Here is a 15219-nt window from a genome sequence, read left to right as displayed (position 1 = left end):
AAAGTTAACTCGCTCAAAAAATGTAATCGCAAAACTATACATATTTTAGTTATCTCCAAATCTTTTACTGAAAAAAAATAGTGGAAATTGCAATTTCTACTTTGCAATTTTAATATCTTACGATTTATGAGGCAATATTCAGGGAAAATGCTTAAATTTGTCCCCAAATTAACTTATTCAGAAAAGTGGCTAGAAAGAAGAAAGAACTTCCATTATTAGAGAAGATAACCATAATAGATGTAGCTGCCGAAGGAAAAGCTTTGGCGAAAGTGAATGACCTGGTAGTATTTGTGCCTTATGTAGTGCCCGGTGATGTGGTGGATTTACAAGTGAAGCGTAAGAAAAATCATTATGCAGAAGCTGTGGCTGTGAAATTCCATGAGTATTCTCCTGTGCGTGCAGTACCCTTCTGCCAGCATTATGGTATATGTGGTGGTTGTAAGTGGCAGTGTCTGCCATATACAGAACAAATAAAGTATAAGCAAAAGCAGGTGACGGATAATCTGACCCGTATCGGCAAGATCGAATTGCCGGAAATTTCACCTATCATGGGGTCGGAAAAAACGGAGTTTTACCGTAATAAGTTGGAATTTACGTTTTCTAACAAACGTTGGCTGACAGAGGAAGAGGTAAAGGAAGATGTGAAGTACGATCAGATGAACGCCGTAGGTTTCCACATTCCCGGTGCATTTGACAAGGTACTGGCTATAGAAAAGTGCTGGTTACAGGATGATATCAGCAACCAGATACGCAATGCGATTCGTGACTATGCATACGAACACAATTATTCTTTCTTTAATCTGCGTTCTCAAGAAGGAATGCTTCGCAACTTGATGATCCGTACTTCGAGTACGGGTGAGCTTATGGTGTTGCTGCAATGCAAGATTGTGGAAGAGAGCGAAATGGATCTGATGAAGCAACTGCTGGCTTTCGTGGCAGAACATTTTCCGCAGATTACTTCCTTATTATATGTAGTCAATAACAAATGCAATGATACCATTAACGATCTGGAGGTAATGGTGTTCAAAGGCAACGATCATATTTTCGAGGAAATGGAGGGGTTGCGCTTCAAGATAGGAGCAAAATCATTTTATCAGACTAATTCCGGACAGGCGTATAATCTTTATAAGGTGGCCCGTAATTTTGCCGGATTGACCGGTAAAGAATTGGTGTATGATCTTTATACAGGGACTGGAACCATAGCCAACTTTGTTTCACGCCAGGCAAAGAAAGTGATTGGTATCGAATATGTGCCTGAAGCAATAGAAGATGCTAAAGTGAATTCGGCAATTAATGGCATTGACAATACCTTATTTTATGCCGGTGACATGAAGGATATCCTCACTCAGGAGTTTATCAACCAACATGGTCGTCCTGATGTTATAATCACTGATCCTCCGCGTGCCGGAATGCACAATGATGTGATTAATACAATTCTTTTTGCTGAACCTCAGCGGATTGTGTATGTTAGCTGTAATCCTGCCACCCAGGCACGTGATTTGTCTTTGTTAGATGCCAAATACAAGGTGATGGCCGTGCAACCCGTAGATATGTTCCCTCATACGCATCATGTGGAAAATGTGGTGTTGCTGGAAAAAAGAGGATAATCCGGATAGTTCAATTATAAATTGTTTAAACAGTAAATAGAATTATGTCAAGAGGTAAGAATAGTGATTCCGGCAGGCCAAAGGCGAGAAGTGTTGCCCGATATACTATATATAATGTGACGGAGCCCGCTGAGCTGATGGATTTTCTGATGCGGAAAATGGCGGGAATCAGTCGTAGCAAGGTAAAGGCGTTGCTTGCCAACCGCGTGATTTTGGTAGATAATGTGATTACTACCCAATATAATTTCGCATTGAAACCAGGTATGAAAGTGCAGATATCCAAGGTGAAGAATAATCGTGAGTTTAAACATCCGATGCTGAAACTGGTATACGAGGATGCTTATATCTTGGTGGTGGAAAAGAAGGAGGGACTGCTTTCTGTCAGCACAGAACATCAGAAGGAGCGTACTGCACAACATATTTTGAATGAGTATGTAAAACGTTCACATCGTTTCAACCGCGTATTTGTAGTACATCGTCTGGACCGTGAAACTTCGGGGTTGATGATGTATGCCAAAGATGAAAAAACCCAGAATACTTTACGTGATAATTGGCATGATATTGTGACGGACCGCCGTTATGTGTCTATCGTTTCTGGTGATATGGAGAAAGATTACGGTACTGTAGAGTCTTGGTTGACCGACCGGAAATTGTATGTCAGTTCCAGTCCTGTAGATAATGGGGAAGGTAAGTTTGCGGTCACTCATTATAAAACAATAAAGCGGGCCAATGGATATTCATTGGTGGAGTTGGATTTGGAAACAGGACGTAAGAATCAGATTCGTGTGCATATGTTGGATTTAGGTCACCCTGTTGTTGGTGACCGGCGCTATGGCAGTGAGTGTGATCCTTTAGGACGATTGGCGTTACATGCCTTCAAGTTATGTTTCTATCATCCGGTAACAAAAGAGTTGATGGAGTTTGAAACTCCTTATCCTACGGCATTTAAAGGATTAATGCAGAAAAAATAGAAAATTTCTTCTGTTAAAATTAAATATAAGGCTTCTTTGCTTTTATTTTGGGCAGAGGTTAAGAATAAAAAAGCAATATCCATCCATTTACCAAACTGTAGACGGATGGATATTGTTGTTTTTAGAGATTTGGCTGTTTCATTATTAAACTGCCTTTCTTAATGCAAGAATGGTCATGTAGTCCGATTTCCCAATGTTGTATTGATGAATAAAAAGGCTGAAATTCAAGATAAATTTGATTCAGCCTCTTTATTATTGTATCGGCGAAGTGATATTGAATAAAAGAGTTTTTTCAATAGATGTGATCATATAAAATCTCTAACGCACGTATGTCTACATGAAGCTACGCATATGTATGTACGGGTTTGTGCGTATGTATGTGAGTGTGAATCATATAAATCCCCCAAATATAAGGACGTTTTTAAAAAAGATCAAGAGCTTTTCAAATAACAACAGGAACTTTTTGGAAAAGATAACGAGCTTTTTTAAAAACGTTTTGATCTTTTTTATCGATATCGGAACTCTGTAAACTGCTATTTCGTGGAAGTACATCTCTTTCATATGCATTTTTGAAATGAAAAAGTCTGAAAGTACCCTGCTTTATATCAAACAGGAATACTTTATAAAAAAGAATATATAGTTGACAGCAAGCGTATTATGCGAAAATCTGCTTTAAAATATAGTGAGGGTATGAGGGCATAAGTGAGAGCAAATATTTTTACTGTAATCATGTAAGCTATTTATAATTAGATTGTTATATGTAAAATGAGAGCATGAGGGCATAAGCATTCCAGAATAATAATGAGTATGATGTTGGTTTGCTGGAATAAAAAATGATACCGACTTATCACAAGCCGGTATCACGAAAAAATAATCACTTTATTATTTTGTAATCATCCAGCTTTGTGCGCTCACAAAGCACGGGGAATAAAAAGTTATTTATATACTAACACTGTAAACAACTACTTTCACAAGCTATTGTTTACTCACCTAATAAAAGGTAGCTTAACAAATATCACTTAATGTTCATTTTTTGTTTGACATTACAAAGGTAACACAAAAATTGAAAATTATACTATATAGTTCTAATAACGGATAATATTGCAGTAATTTAGGCGTTATTTGAGCCATTTATCTAACCAACTAAAGAAAGTGCGTTGCCATAACACCCCATTTTGCGGTTTCAATACCCAATGATTCTCATCCGGATATAATAAAAGTTCGGCCGGAACACCGCGCAATACAGCTGCATTGAACGCCGACATACCTTGTGAAGCAAGAATTCTGTAATCCTTTTCACCGTGAATGCAGAGAATGGGAGTGTCCCATTTATCAACGAAACGATGGGGAGAGTTGGCAAAGGTACGTTGTGCCGTTGCATTGTTTTTGTCCCAATATGCACCACCCATATCCCAGTTGGCGAACCACATTTCTTCTGTTTCCAGATATTGCTGCTCCATATTGAATATACCATCGTGTGCGATAAATGCTTTAAAACGTTTGTCATGGTGTCCCGCCAGCCAATAGACGGAGAATCCGCCGAAGCTGGCACCTACGCATCCCAAACGATTAGTATCTACATATGGTTCTTTTGAAATATCATCTATGGCTGACAAATAGTCTTTCATACATTGACCTCCATAGTCACCGCTAATTTGTTCCAACCATTCCATGCCGAATCCAGGTAGCCCACGACGATTCGGAGCAATGATAATATAATCGTTGGCTGCCATAATCTGGAAGTTCCAGCGGTAGCTCCAGAATTGGCTGACGGGACTTTGCGGGCCACCTTCACAGAATAATAAAGTAGGATACTTCTTGTTTGCGTCAAAATTGACGGGATAGATCACCCATGAAAGCATTTGCTTGCCATCGGTAGTTTTGGTCCATCTTTCCTCCACTTTGCCCAAATTCAGCTGTTTAAAGATGTGATCATTCTCGTGTGAGAGTTGCGCCACTTGCCCGTCGGCAGGAGTGAGGGTGTAGATTTCATCGGCGGCACTGATAGAGTGACGTTTGGTAATTATTTTATCGCCCGCCATGGCTACTGATCCGTAGTCATACATGCCATCAGTCAGTTTTTTTATATCACCATTCAGATTGGCACTGTATACCATGCTGGTTCCATGCCATACACCGACAAAGTACAGACTTTGCGAATCATTGTTCCAGCAATAGTCATCTACGCCTGATTCAAAACTTTCGGTAACAAATGTCTTTTGACCGTCATCTAAATTGTAGATGCACAGGCGGTTCCGGTCACTTTCGTAACCATCGCGCTCCATGCTTTGCCATGCAATGTATTTGCCGTTGGGGCTGAATTTAGGATTGGTGTCATATCCTTTCATTTCATCTGTTCCATTTGAATCTTTTCCATTCGGTTTGCACAGGTTCAGTGTTGTGCCTTTTTCTATATTATAAAGGTATATATCCGAGTCGGTAGATACTGCGTATGCCAATCCTTGCTTTTTCCGGCTGGTGTAAGCTATTTGTTTAGAGTCGTTGCTCCAAGCCAGCTGCTCGATACCTCCGAAAGGTTTCATTGGAGCTTCAAACGGCTCACCTTCCATGATATCGGTGGCTGCTCCCATCATGTTACCATCAAAATCAGCGATAAAAGGATGTGGAATACTTTCTACCCATTCATCCCAATGTTTATACATCAGGTCGTTTACAATGATACCGCTGGCTTTGGGCAGGTCAGGGTAGAGGTCTACGGTGCGTTGGCCGTATTTTATTTGTGAGATGAAAAGAATCTTTTTGCCATCCGGTGAAAAAGAGAATCCTTCTATGTTTCCTTTGAAATCGGAAATGATACGGCGTTCCGTACCGTCAGGATTCATCTCCCAAATTTGGCTGCCACCACTTTCATTGCATAAGAATGCGATTTTTGTTCCGCCTTTTATCCATTGAGGCTCGCTTTCATTCCATGCTGTTTGAGTAAGCAGGGTGTTGTTCTTTCCATCGGCATCCATTACGTAAATTACATGATGGCTTTTGTTTTCGGGAACACTATAATAGGCTACGGTGTAGGCTATCTGTTTGCCATCGGGGGAAATACTCAGACTGCCTATGCGTCCCATTGCCCACAGGGCTTCGGGGGTAAGACGACCGTCTTTGATGGTGATTTCTTGCTTGCCTATAATGGGCTCGTAGCCCTGTCCTTCCTGTTTCACTTCGGTACAGGAAGAAGCTAGCATAAGTGCTGCTGCCATGATGGTTGCGCTTGATTTATTCATATCTAAAAATTGTTTTTGATGATTAACTGATTGCAAAAATACGTATAAAAGCCGGTGATGTGAAATGTTCCTGCATATTTGTTTTGTTTCTTTGTGTGTCTGTGGAAGGGTGTCTTTGCAAAGAAGAGCAAATATAGAGGTAACCGGTATATATAAAAAAACAGCAAAGACCGCTGTTTTTTATATATGCCGGTCTTCGCTGTTTTTTTAAGGAAGTGTAAACTCGTTATTTTTTCCCTTTATTCATTCTTTCTTGTTGCAGTCGTTCCTGCTCCTTTTGTAAAGCTTCCAGTTTAGCCATCAGTCCGCCACCCGGTTTGCCGCCATTCTTTTGGCTCTTCTTTTCTTTTCGGGCTTCCAACATGGCAAGGAGTTTCTTTTCATCAGTTGTTTTGCGCAGAATCACCATGGTGAGGATACCAATCAGTCCGGAAATGAAGTAATAGTAGTTCAAGCCGGATGAATAACCGTTGAAGATGAAAATAAACATGACTGGCATGATATACATCATTAGTTTCATACCCGGCATTTGCTGTTGTCCCATATCCTGCTGCTTCATGGTGTACATGGTGTTCAGAATATTGGTGATACTGAACAGCAAACAGAAGAGGCTTAAATGATTGCCCAGCAGAGGAATGTTGGTTCCCCAGTTGATAATATCATCATAAGTGGACAAGTCCGGGGCCCATAAGAAACTTTGTTGGCGCAACTCAATAGCGTTAGGCACGAAGAAGAATAAAGCCATGAATACCGGCATTTGGATCAGCATAGGCAAGCAACCTCCCATAGGGCTTACTCCGTATTTGCTGTAAAGTGCCATCGTTTCCTGTTGCTTTTTCAAAGCATCTTCTTTCTTGGGATATTTTGCGTTGATCTCGTTGATGTAGGGTTTCAGGACGCGCATCTTGGCAGAGGACATATATGATTTGTAGGTAGCCGGATAAACTAACACTTTGACGATAATCGTCATCAGCAGCAATACGACACCCATGCTCAGTCCCCACCCTGAGAGCCAATCAAACAAATTAATAGTGAACCAGCGGTTTACCCAGCGGATAATGGGCCAGCCCAAATAAACCAGGTCTTCCAGTTCCAAATCTTTTTGGGAAAGGCTTAGATCATTGCTGTTCAGCAAAGTCTTGAAATGGTTCGGACCGAAGTAGAACTGCATATCGGTAGGCTGCTTTCCGGTAGGATCAAAGAAAGTTGTCATGTCCGCGGTATAGTTCTTCATATATCCGCTTCCTTCCTGTTGGGGGGTAGAGGTTAGGGAAGCTTTATCAAAATCTTGATCGGCAATAAGTACGCTTGAGAAGAACTGATTCTTGAAAGCAATCCAATCCAAACGGTCGGTAACATCTTCTTTTGCTTCTTTCATTTCGTTCAGATAGTCTGAACTTTTTTCTACCGGCTTGTAGGTGAGCGAAGTATAGCGCTGTTCGAAGCTGAAACCTTTTTCAAGCTGGCGTGCCCGTTGACGCCAGTTTATATTGACTGTGTTCAGGGCAGGAGGGAAGAAATTCTGCATGCCGTTTGCGCGAATAGTGAAATTCACCATGTAAGCATCCGGTAAAAGTTTGTAATCGAAATCTATATAGCCTCCATTGTTTGCTGCCAAACGCATAGTTACAGTGCTGTCTGTTACGTTGGTAGGCTGGAAATACATATCCTCGGTCAAAATATTTTCATTCTTTCCTTCGAAAGCGAAATTCATGCCCGAATCTTTTTCATCAAATAACATCAAAGGCTTGCCGTCCTGTCCGTTATAATCTTTTAATATGGCTGCGCACACCCGTCCACCTTTATTGGTGAAAGTCAGTTTTACTACATTATTTTCCAGTGTCGTTAGCTGTTCCGTACCTTGGTTTGCGCCATAGAACATAGAGGTAGAGTCTAAATGCAATGTTGCATTCTGACTCTGTGCCGTGGCAGCCTGTGCCAGTCGTTCGGCCTCTTTTTGGGCTATCGCCTGAATGGAATCCTGATAATGTTTGGCACGTGCCATTTCTTCCTGGCTAGGACGGTTGTAGATGCTGAAGCCTATCACAACTGCACCAATCAGGGCGAATCCCACTAAAGTGTTTTTGTCCATTTTTACTTGTTTACCTTATTATATTATAATTCTCGTTTCTTATTTGTCTATTGCCGCTTTGATAAATGACAGGAATAAAGGATGTGGTTTCAATACTGTACTGCTGTACTCGGGATGGAACTGTACTCCGATGAACCATTTTAATGTCGGGATTTCAATTATTTCCACTAAATCGGATTCCGGATTGATACCCACGCATTTCATACCCGCCTTTTCGTACTCCTGCTTATAGTCATTATTGAATTCGTAGCGGTGACGGTGGCGTTCCTGTATGTGTTCGCTTTTATAGGCTTCAAAAGTCTTTGAGTGTTGGTCAAGGATACATTCATAGGCTCCCAGGCGCATAGTGCCGCCCATATTGGTGATAGCTTTCTGTTCTTCCATAATGTCTATCACGTTGTGTGGCGTTTTTTCATCCATTTCGCGGCTGTTGGCATCTGTATAACCTAGCACGTTACGGGCAAACTCAATAGCCATGCACTGCATACCTAGACAGATACCAAAAGTCGGCACATTGTGTGTACGTGCATATTTGATAGCAACGAACTTACCTTCTATGCCACGTTGTCCGAATCCCGGGCAGATGATGATACCATCCATATCCTTAATCTGCTCTTCTACATTAGCATCTGTCAGTTTCTCGCTGTTTATGAAGTGGATATCCGCTTTGCGGTCATTGTAAGTGGCGGCTTGTGACAAGGCTTCAAGGATAGATTTATAAGCGTCTTGCAAATCGTATTTACCAACCAATCCAATTTTTACTTTCTCAGTTGCCTTATGACGGCGATCTAGAAAATCTCTCCATGGACCGAGGGTTGGAGTTTCACCCACGGGCAATCCCATCTTTTGGAGAATGGTTACATCCAGTCCCTGCTCTTGCATACGCAAAGGTACTTCATAAATGGTGGGCATATCGATAGACTGCACCACAGCATTTTCATCTACGTTACAGAACAGAGCAACTTTCTTTTTCAAGTTTGTGCTCAATTCGTGCTCGGTACGCAATACCAATACATCTGGTTGAATACCAACAGATTGCAGCTCTTTTACAGAGTGCTGGGTAGGTTTGGTCTTCAATTCGCCTGCTGCTGCCAGATAAGGAACATAAGTAAGGTGTACGCACAACGCATTACGTCCCATTTCCCATTTCAATTGGCGGATACTTTCCAAATAAGGAAGTGATTCAATATCACCTACGGTACCACCGATTTCGGTAATGACAAAATCAAATTTATATTTGCTTCCCAATAATTTTACATTGCGTTTGATCTCATCGGTGATATGGGGGATAACCTGAATAGTCTTTCCCAAATAGTCACCACGGCGTTCTTTGTCAATAACACTTTTGTAAATACGTCCTGTTGTAATGTTATTGGCTTTAGTTGTTTGGATGCCCAAAAAACGTTCGTAATGTCCCAAATCGAGGTCGGCTTCGTGTCCGTCTACCGTTACATAACATTCACCATGTTCATAAGGATTCAAAGTTCCCGGATCAATATTGATATACGGATCGAACTTCTGAATTGTTACATTATAGCCTCTGGCTTGCAGTAATTTACCTATTGATGATGAAATAATACCTTTACCTAATGAGGAGGCAACACCACCAGTTACGAAGATATACTTAGTTTCTCCCACGACTTAATATTTTTAAATGTTATTTTCTTAATTATCAAAATCGCAATATTTATCAAAGTTGCAAAATTACAAAATCTTTTTCAATATTGTCGGATATGCTTTAAAAAATCATTTGATGAAACTGAATTTATCATTCGTTACTATATAAAGGAAACAGTTTTTTGGGAAAAGGAAAATTAAGTGTACTTTTGCACAAAACTAAAATTAGTATGAGAAAAAGTATATGTTTGGCTATAATACTTGCTGTATTCTGTATGGAAGAAGTGCCGGCACAGAAAATAGCCAAGACGAAAGAAAATCCGGCTGTGAAAGCCTATTCTGATTCATTGTCTGCATTAAGCGCATCTTATTTTGCTTATTTCAGGCTGTGGGATGATTTGAATATTCCGGCGCCCCGGCGGGTACGTCCTAATCCGGCTTTTTATAAGTTGTTTGTTCCGCCCACTTATTATGAAGCTCCTATAAAAGAAATTTTTGAAATAAAATGGAGTCCGGATACGAAAATAATGACAGCTGTCGATTCGCTATATATGGGAAAGCGTGACTCTGCATCTGCAGCTATATATCAACTGCCCGATTTGGAAACCTTGGCCGCTGCCGACCGTTGGTCGAATAATATATTAAGGAATTATTATTTGCAATATCCGGGCAGATTGGTGAATAACGAACTTTATTTGGCTGATTTGAAACCACTGGAAAATAATCAGATAGTAAAAAGACCAAGGAAAGAGAGAATCAAAAGTTTCCTTCAACCGGAAACACCGGTGGAAAGCTTGACTACGGATAATGAATTGTTGGTGGTACGCCCTAACTTTTGGACGCATAAGGGGAATGGGTATGTTCAGTTCACACAACATTATATTTCAGATAACTGGTATAAAGGTGGTGAAAGTACTAATGCGCTGTTGTCCGGCTTAGTGCTGGAAGCTAATTTTGATGACCGCCAGCGTATAGAGTTTGAAAATAAGCTGGAAATAAAATTGGGTTTTGTTACAGCACCGTCAGATACAGTGCATAAGTATAAGACGAATGCCGACTTGCTTCGTTTAAGCAGTAAACTGGGTGTAAAAGCCTTCAAAAACTGGTATTATACTTTGGCGGGCGAGTTCAAGACTCAGTTCTTTGGAAATTATAAGACGAATACGAATGATATGATTTCTAATTTTCTGTCTCCCGCCCAATTGGATATAACCCTCGGTATGGACTTTAAGCAGAATAAGAAGAATTATTCATTGTCTTTGTTGGGATCTCCACTGGCGTATACTTTTATGTATATCAGCAATGATAAGATAACTGATCCGGGTGCTTTTAATGTGGATCCGGGGCATAAAACAGCGAATCTCTTCGGTTCGAAATTTACAGGTAATCTGACTTGGACAATTATCCCCAGTATTGTGTGGGAGTCTAAATTGGAGTACTTTACAACTTATGACACCGTAATTGCCAGTTGGGAAAATACATTTAATTTTGTGTTGAACCGTTATTTGTCTACTAAGTTGTTTGTTCATGCGCGTTATGATGACGGTGTGACACTGACAGAAGATAACAAGAGTTATTTCCAGTTGCAGGAATTGCTTAGTTTTGGTTTGAATTATACTTGGTAAGAAAGGAGAGTGTAAGCGATATCGATGGAGCACCAATAAAAACACGGATGCCGCAGAATATCAAATTCTGCGGCATCCGTGTTTTTATTGGTGCTCCATTTTATTTATGTTCACCCAGCAATGTTTGCACAATTCTTTCTGCTGCGTGTCCGTCCCAGCGTTCCGGCAAATGTCCCTTCTGCCATTCTCCTTTATTCAGAATGTCAAGGGCGTCTGCCAGGATTTCAGAGTTTTCCCCCACCAGCCGGTTTGTGCCGATTGTCACTGTTTCGGGATGTTCTGCATACGTGCTTAATGTCATGCAGGGGATTCCTAAAAAAGTAGCTTCTTCCGCTACATTGCCCGAATCTGTAATGATACCCCAGGCATGGTTCACTAAATATCCGAATGACAAATAAGGTTGCGGTGGTAATATATATAACCTTTCGGAAGTAATTCCTAAAGCAGACAGCTTGTTTTTTACATATGTATGGAGCGGCGCCACGATCGGCTTGTCTGTTTTTTCCAGTATAGTGTGGAAGATGGCTTTCAGTGTTGTGTCCTTGTTTAGCAATGAATGCTTGTTCAATGTTAGCAAGAGGTATTCTTTTTCTTTCAGTCCCATAATGGAGAACGCTACCGGGCGCTGTAAACGGGTACGGTTATAACGCAGCGTATCAATCAGGATGTTTCCTACAAAATGTACATGTGCCTGTTCGGTTCCTGTTTGATTCAGATTGCGGTTGGCTACCATTCCGGCCGTGAACAGATAATCGGACAAGCCATCTGTTATCATGCTGTTCACTTCCTTTGGCATATCCATATCGAAAGAGCGGGTTCCGGCCACTAGATGAGCGACTTTTATCCCTTTCTTTTTAGCTACGATAGAGCACGCCATAGTAGGAGTCAGGTCATCCACTACAAGTACTACCTGTGCAGGATGCTGTTCCAGTTCGCGGGCGAAAGCTACCAATATACCTGCCATTTGCTGGAAAAAATCTGTATTATCTACATGCAGATATACATCAGGACGCGGCATATCCAGGTCTGTAAACAGAGAAGGTTCCAAACTTTTATCTTCGTCCGAACCTGTGTAGACCAGACGGGCAGTGATATTTTTTCCTGCTGCCTTTGCAGCCTTGATAGCACGCATTAATGGGGCAATTTTCATGAAATTGGGACGTGCACCTGCGATAATTGTTACTTTCATCTTATTTTAAGCTATTTTCTGAACACAAAAATACATTTTCTTATCGAATTTATTCGTTACTTTGCAGACAAATAACAACCATTATGCTAACATTTGTTCAAGTTTTAGATTTTATAGGCACGTTTGCCTTTGCCATCAGTGGTATCAGATTGGCGTCTGCCAAACAGTTTGACTGGTTTGGTGCATATGTAGTGGGTTTGGCAACGGCTATCGGAGGAGGTACTATCCGTGATGTGCTTCTAGATGTGACTCCGGGTTGGATGACCGACCCTATATATTTAATATGTACAGGACTTGCATTGTTTTGGGTAATTGCTTTCGGCAAGTATCTGATTCATATGCATAACACTTTTTTCCTGTTCGACAGCATCGGTCTGGCACTATTTACAGTAGTGGGAGTAGGCAAAAGTATTGCTCTCGGATATCCTTTTTGGGTAGCTATAATCATGGGTAGTATCACTGGGGCCGCAGGTGGTGTGCTCCGCGATGTTTTTATTAATGAAATTCCGCTTATTTTTCGTAAAGAAATTTATGCAATGGCCTGTGTGGTGGGGGGATTGGCCTATTGGATATGTGATCTGTTTGGTCTGGAAGCCTTTATTTGCCAGATAATAGGAGGTAGTACTGTGTTTTTGGCGCGTATTTTAGCTGTTAAATATAGTATCTGTTTACCAATTTTAAAGGGGGAACAACGCTAAATAGCACCTGAAAACTATCAAAACAGGGGGTAAAAACTGATAAATGACGGTTTTTACCCCCTATTTTGATAGTTTTTTCTTTGACACCTATTTAAAATGCGCTATCCTTGCATTACCGAGAGCATGGAAAAAGAATATGAACCTAAACTGAAAGACTTATGAATAGCGTTAGTTTGGCTCAGCGGAAATTTCTGGTTGGTAAGTTTTAAAATTAGCTATCTTTGCTTACCTTTGTTTTATGAAACCCGAACGACTCCTTCGTGCCATCCTTCCGGATGTGCTTATAGACAACTTTGATATTGTCAATTTCGACAAGAGTGCTGACCGTTTTGATATTTATCTTGATGAAAAAAAAGTTCAGCTAAAAGAAGATAAGACCAACCCGGATATCATATCCTATGGTTTTGGTGAGTACCGTACAATCCAAGACTACCCTATTCGTGGTCGCGCCACTTATCTCCATGTCCGTAAACGTAAATGGCTTGACAAGTCTTCCAATGAAATCTTCAGCTATGACTGGGATTTATCCGAATTTGACGGTACACGGCTCAATTCTGAGTTCGTTTCTTTTTTAAAAGAAGGAGATTGAATCTACTCCTGTGAGCATCTGTGTGCTTGCGGAACGTTATGGCGTAAAAGGACAGACTCTTCGTAAACAATACAAGGAGAAAATCAGTGATTACCGGAACTGGGACCAACTCGAACATGCGCATGACTACCTCCTTTATCCTGAAAACATTGGAGAAAACCTTTCTTTGGATGAAACTTGCCTGAGCAATGGAGATGTTTATACGATTCTGACCAATAAAGCAGCCAAAGGCCGTAAGGGGGCTTTAGTTGCAATGGTTCGTGGAGTGGCCACAGATGCGGTAAGCGGAATCTTGCGCAGGCTTCCGCACCGGAAACGGCTGTCTGTCAAGACTGTCACTACAGATTTATCTTCAGCCATGATGCTGACGGTCAGAAAGGTGTTTCCTGCCGCAAAGCTGATCAATGACCGTTTTCATGTACAGCAGCTCATGTCTGAAGCTGTTGACCGGTTAAGAATACGCTATCGGTGGAAAGTACTTGATGCGGAAAATCAGGCTATCAGGGAGCACCGTCAAAAGAAGAAAGAAGCAAAGAGTAAGGCGGAAAGGGAGAGAATAGGGAAATGGGAGCCTGAAAGAATGGAGAACGGAGAAACCCTGCCACAGATAGTAAGCAGAAGCAAGCATATTATACTGAAACACTGGAGCAAATGGAATGAACAGCAAAAGACCAGGGCTGCCATTCTCTTTGATAAATTCCCCAAGCTTCTGGAAGGATACAGCCTTAGCATGAAACTGACAGACATCTTCAACAAGAAGTCAGGTCCCGATGAAGCAAGGCTAAATCTCGCAAGATGGTACAATGAAGTGGAAAAGTTTGACTATATGGAGTTCAACAAGGTACTTGATACCTTTTCAAACCATAGTACGACCATCATAAATTATTTTGAAGAACGATTGACAAATGCTTCAGCGGAGTCGTTCAATGCTAAAATCAAAGCTTTTCGAAGCCAGTTAAGAGGGGTGGCTGATCTGAAATTCTTCATGTTCAGACTGGCTAGGCTATACGCTTAAAAGAAAGCTTACCAACCAGGAAAATCCGCTGACCCGTTAGTTTTAAAAAGAACCTGCTGGGTGTGCAAGAAGAATTACTTCGGTTTGCATACAAACTCACAGCCGACCGTGAGGAGGCTAATGACCTGCTACAAGAAACTTCATTGAAAGCGCTGGATAATGAAGACAAGTATATCCCCGATACAAACTTTAAGGGATGGATGTATACCATTATGCGTAACATCTTTATAAACAATTATAGGAAAATCGTGCGTGACCAGACATTTGTGGACCATACAGACAATCTCTACCATTTAAGTATGCCTCAGGATTCCGGCTTTGATAGTACCGAGGGAGCTTATGACATGAAAGAAATACATCGTATAGTCGGTTTGCTTCCTAAAGAATACCGTATTCCATTCGCTATGCATGTGTCGGGATTTAAATATCGTGAGATTGCCGAAAAGCTGGGATTGCCGTTGGGTACTGTAAAAAGCAGAATTTTTTTTACCAGACAACGCTTGCAGGGACAGCTCCGTGATTTTGTATAATCCAAGGGGGAAAATTATCAAAAAGGTAGAGTGAAAATCTTTTGCTC

General features: G+C 41.0%; 11 protein-coding genes. 7 read left to right on the top strand and 4 right to left on the bottom strand.

Going from position 1 to position 15219, the window contains the following annotated elements; translation table 11 throughout:
• Positions 1-185: 185 nt before the first annotated feature.
• Positions 186-1607: a 23S rRNA (uracil(1939)-C(5))-methyltransferase RlmD gene (gene rlmD / locus BVU_RS16875; RefSeq protein WP_012055638.1), complete on the top strand. Its 1422-nt coding sequence runs from the start codon at positions 186-188 to the stop codon at positions 1605-1607.
• A gap of 44 nt (positions 1608-1651) precedes the next feature.
• Positions 1652-2578 (top strand): RluA family pseudouridine synthase, encoded by a 927-nt coding sequence (locus BVU_RS16870; protein WP_012055637.1) that lies wholly within the window; start codon positions 1652-1654, stop codon positions 2576-2578.
• A gap of 1118 nt (positions 2579-3696) precedes the next feature.
• Here BVU_RS16870 and BVU_RS16865 read toward each other — a convergent pair.
• The 3 genes from BVU_RS16865 to BVU_RS16855 form a co-directional block, all read right to left on the bottom strand.
• On the bottom strand, positions 3697-5817 hold the full coding sequence (locus BVU_RS16865; RefSeq protein ID WP_005840019.1) for an alpha/beta hydrolase family protein: 2121 nt from the start codon (positions 5815-5817) through the stop codon (positions 3697-3699).
• 226 nt (positions 5818-6043) lie between these two features.
• Positions 6044-7909: a membrane protein insertase YidC gene (gene yidC / locus BVU_RS16860; protein WP_005840021.1), complete on the bottom strand. Its 1866-nt coding sequence runs from the start codon at positions 7907-7909 to the stop codon at positions 6044-6046.
• 39 nt (positions 7910-7948) lie between these two features.
• Positions 7949-9547 (bottom strand): CTP synthase, encoded by a 1599-nt coding sequence (locus tag BVU_RS16855; RefSeq protein WP_005840023.1) that lies wholly within the window; start codon positions 9545-9547, stop codon positions 7949-7951.
• A gap of 209 nt (positions 9548-9756) precedes the next feature.
• Here BVU_RS16855 and BVU_RS16850 point away from each other — a divergent pair, with 209 nt between their 5' ends.
• Positions 9757-11151, top strand: a complete 1395-nt coding sequence (locus BVU_RS16850; RefSeq protein ID WP_008668955.1) for a DUF3078 domain-containing protein — start codon at positions 9757-9759, stop codon at positions 11149-11151.
• Between the two features lie 100 nt (positions 11152-11251).
• Here the strand turns inward: BVU_RS16850 and BVU_RS16845 are convergent, their stop codons facing one another.
• Positions 11252-12340, bottom strand: coding sequence for a UDP-N-acetyl glucosamine 2-epimerase (locus tag BVU_RS16845; RefSeq protein WP_012055636.1), 1089 nt, complete (start codon positions 12338-12340; stop codon positions 11252-11254).
• Positions 12341-12423: 83 nt separating this feature from the next.
• Between BVU_RS16845 and BVU_RS16840 the strand changes: the two genes are divergently transcribed.
• The 4 genes from BVU_RS16840 to BVU_RS16825 all read left to right on the top strand — a co-directional run bounded on the left by BVU_RS16840 (position 12424) and on the right by BVU_RS16825 (position 15172).
• The gene (locus BVU_RS16840; protein ID WP_005841975.1) at positions 12424-13038 is read left to right on the top strand and encodes a trimeric intracellular cation channel family protein; all 615 of its coding nucleotides are present in this window, start codon (positions 12424-12426) and stop codon (positions 13036-13038) included.
• 238 nt (positions 13039-13276) lie between these two features.
• Positions 13277-13627, top strand: coding sequence for an ISAon1 family transposase N-terminal region protein (locus BVU_RS16835; protein WP_005645980.1), 351 nt, complete (start codon positions 13277-13279; stop codon positions 13625-13627).
• A gap of 10 nt (positions 13628-13637) precedes the next feature.
• The gene (locus tag BVU_RS16830; protein WP_011964719.1) at positions 13638-14642 is read left to right on the top strand and encodes an ISAon1 family transposase; all 1005 of its coding nucleotides are present in this window, start codon (positions 13638-13640) and stop codon (positions 14640-14642) included.
• Between the two features lie 53 nt (positions 14643-14695).
• On the top strand, positions 14696-15172 hold the full coding sequence (locus tag BVU_RS16825; RefSeq protein ID WP_041174475.1) for an RNA polymerase sigma factor: 477 nt from the start codon (positions 14696-14698) through the stop codon (positions 15170-15172).
• Positions 15173-15219 lie beyond the last annotated feature (47 nt).

The organism is Phocaeicola vulgatus ATCC 8482 (assembly GCF_000012825.1).
Lineage (GTDB): Bacteria > Bacteroidota > Bacteroidia > Bacteroidales > Bacteroidaceae > Phocaeicola > Phocaeicola vulgatus.
Note: the sequence above shows the minus strand (reverse complement) of the source record. Positions and strands in the feature narration are given on the sequence as shown.